This is a genomic window from Pantoea ananatis LMG 2665, assembly GCF_000710035.2.
Taxonomy (GTDB): domain Bacteria; phylum Pseudomonadota; class Gammaproteobacteria; order Enterobacterales; family Enterobacteriaceae; genus Pantoea; species Pantoea ananatis.
Window position 1 is genome coordinate 1 of record NZ_JMJJ01000013.1, and the last position, 2,351, is coordinate 2,351.

A 2,351-nucleotide genomic window follows, 5' to 3' on the forward strand; every position below is an offset into this window, starting at 1 on the left:
CAGGAGCCGAAGGGGGCCATGTCCCGGCTGTGGCTTTTGATAAGGGGTTAAGGGTTCACTGAACAGCGGAAGCTGGCCACAAACACAACCGGCCATAATCGTGCTGACCGGAATACTGGCCACAATAACGTACCAGTGAACCGGAGTGGCCATACTGCACCGCAGAGTCACAGCACGCGGAGGGAGGAAGCCGGTGCGTCAGCACCGGGTTTTGCCCGGCCCGGAGGGCCTGCAGGGTCTGCGCCCTGCACGGCACGGAATCAGCCTGCGGCTTCATCCCTGAAATGCGAACCTGCGCGGATAAGCAGCTCGCAGAACGGCAGATCTTTAGCGCTGCACAGGTGCATAAGATTTGCCAACAGATCGGTAATAGCCGTTTCTGCCAGGTCATTTTTACTGTCCAGCCCCGTGCAACGGGCGAAGGTGACGACTGCCGCCGCAGCGCTACAGGACACGTCGGTTGTCTCCCACGGAACCGGATGCAGCGCGTAATCCGCCAGGTCATCGAGGTCGGCTATTTTCAGCGATCCCGGATTCGCAACCTGTGTGGGCGTTGTCACACCGGATGGAGTGTTATTCAGCATGGGCACTTCTCCTTAGTTTGAGAGAGTAGGGCCGGAAACCACCGGCCCAGCCCCGTCAGATACGCACTTTACGGTTATAGATGGCACGCCAGTCGTTGTAATCGCTGCCTTTTCGCAGCGGCTCCAGACGGCACAGGTTCTCGGCAAGCCCGTTCATGACCAGAATGCGCTCAACCGCTTCAAACCACGACTCCGCCTCTGCCACCGGAAACCACATATTCGCATTGTGGCCACTCAGCAGCGAATGACCGCAGAAATGTACACCCCTGCCCCGCTTCGTTTCGCAACCCGTTACAGTCACCGTGGCCCTCACTTCCTCAGATGGCGTGCGGCGGGCGAGCTGCTCGACGATGTCATTCCAGCACCATTCTTCGTCTTCCGGCACGGCCAGATCGATGCAGTTCAGCGACTGGCATTCCGCGCGGGCTGACAGCCTGGCGATTTCCTTCAGGGTAGGATCATCATTCGCCCCTTCCGTGCTGTGAATAAACTGACCGTGGATGTAAAACGCTTCATCCCCGTTATCCAGGGTGATGACACAGTACTGGCCCAGCGCGCGGGCAATGTCGTCCTCGGTGACGATTGTCAGGTCGGCATTTTCTGTCTGATTCTGCTGGCTCATGCTCTGGCTCCCGTCATTGTGTTAACGGTCGTCATGAACTGCTGCCAGAGATAAAACGGCATCGCAGGCACATGAGCGTGCTGGCCGCTGAGCAGTGCGTTTACAAACAGCGCCGCCTGTGCGACGATTTGCGGGTCAAAATTCATATTCGTAGCTCCGAGTTTGATTTTGATGTGGCGGGTAGTTACAGCTACCCGCCGTGAAGAAAGCAGGGGCAACCCTGCTTTTTTTGCGCCTAAAACTCCATGCCCTCCATGATTTCTGTTTCATCCAGGCGCGTGGACGGATGCTGATATTCCCGAAGTGCTTCAGCCACATGCGGATCGTTCAGCCAGACGGCGTGAACGCTGGTCAGGTCAAGCATGTCGGCCTCCTGGCGTAGCTGGCGGGCCGTCTCATAGTTATCCCAGCCGGACTCGTAAGCGGCCTGCTTACGCAGCGCCTGTTTCTGTGCCGCAATACGTTCTAACGCAGCCGGATCGGTTTCCGGCACGGCCCACTCCAGCGTGCGGGCATTGCCGCGCAGCACCACACGGCGTGCAATGTCGGTAATGGTGGCGATGTGCGGGTCAAAACCGTACCCACCGTATTCGCTCTGCCCCCAGTCCCCGCTCAGGCTTGCCTTTACCAGCAGCTCCATCGTCTCCGGAAGAGTGTCCGCACGGCCCAGGGAAACTTCCACGTCACGCCAGTACGTACCCAGATTCCGGTCATCTTCGTCGAACTCCATGCGACCGCAGACGGTAAGGCCAAACGGGCGCGACGCCTCGATATATGACTGACGCAGCGCTTCACGCTGAAGCGGGGCATGTTTCTGAAGGTATTCCAGGGCTGGCAGGTCAGGCCCGTCCACCCAGGCCCACTCTGCTGGCACTGTTTCAGTGGCGAGAGACCGGACGGACGTCGCCAGCTCGTACGCAGACGGGGTGGCGATATCGCCTTCATCAATCATCGTCGTGATGAGTTCTGCCGCGTACCGGATATCAGATAACAGGTCATCACCGTCATCCGGACCAGTCGCCCCCAGCGCATCCAGCGCGCGGTACGTCATCAGATTACCTTCCAGTTTCGCGAGGGCGACCAGGCGGTTTGTACGCACGGGCAGTTGCACGTCGAAGTTTTTTAAAACCCGTGTTTCGGTAGAT

The 2,351-nt window shown here is 58.6% G+C and carries 4 protein-coding genes; all 4 read right to left on the reverse strand.

What is annotated here, in order from left to right; translation table 11 throughout:
- Nucleotides 1-260 precede the first annotated feature (260 nt).
- Nucleotides 261-584, reverse strand: a complete 324-nt coding sequence (locus tag EL29_RS21300; protein WP_033766156.1) for a hypothetical protein — start codon at nt 582-584, stop codon at nt 261-263.
- Nucleotides 585-639: 55 nt separating this feature from the next.
- Nucleotides 640-1,206, reverse strand: a complete 567-nt coding sequence (locus EL29_RS23175) for a hypothetical protein (protein ID WP_028715636.1) — start codon at nt 1,204-1,206, stop codon at nt 640-642.
- Nucleotides 1,203-1,352: a hypothetical protein gene (locus EL29_RS21310; protein ID WP_033766154.1), complete on the reverse strand. Its 150-nt coding sequence runs from the start codon at nt 1,350-1,352 to the stop codon at nt 1,203-1,205. Before EL29_RS21310 ends, EL29_RS23175 begins: the two co-directional genes overlap by 4 nt.
- An 89-nt stretch (nt 1,353-1,441) precedes the next feature.
- Nucleotides 1,442-2,351, reverse strand: a 910-nt coding sequence (locus tag EL29_RS21315; protein ID WP_029571490.1) for a hypothetical protein, incomplete at its 5' end; no start/stop codon positions are given.

Bases quoted from the DNA above. Each gene is read 5' to 3' on its own strand.
- EL29_RS21300 (WP_033766156.1), bottom strand. From the start codon at position 584: ATGCTGAATAACACTCCATCCGGTGTGACAACGCCCACACAGGTTGCG.
- EL29_RS23175 (WP_028715636.1), bottom strand. From the start codon at position 1,206: ATGAGCCAGCAGAATCAGACAGAAAATGCCGACCTGACAATCGTCACC.
- EL29_RS21310 (WP_033766154.1), bottom strand. From the start codon at position 1,352: ATGAATTTTGACCCGCAAATCGTCGCACAGGCGGCGCTGTTTGTAAAC.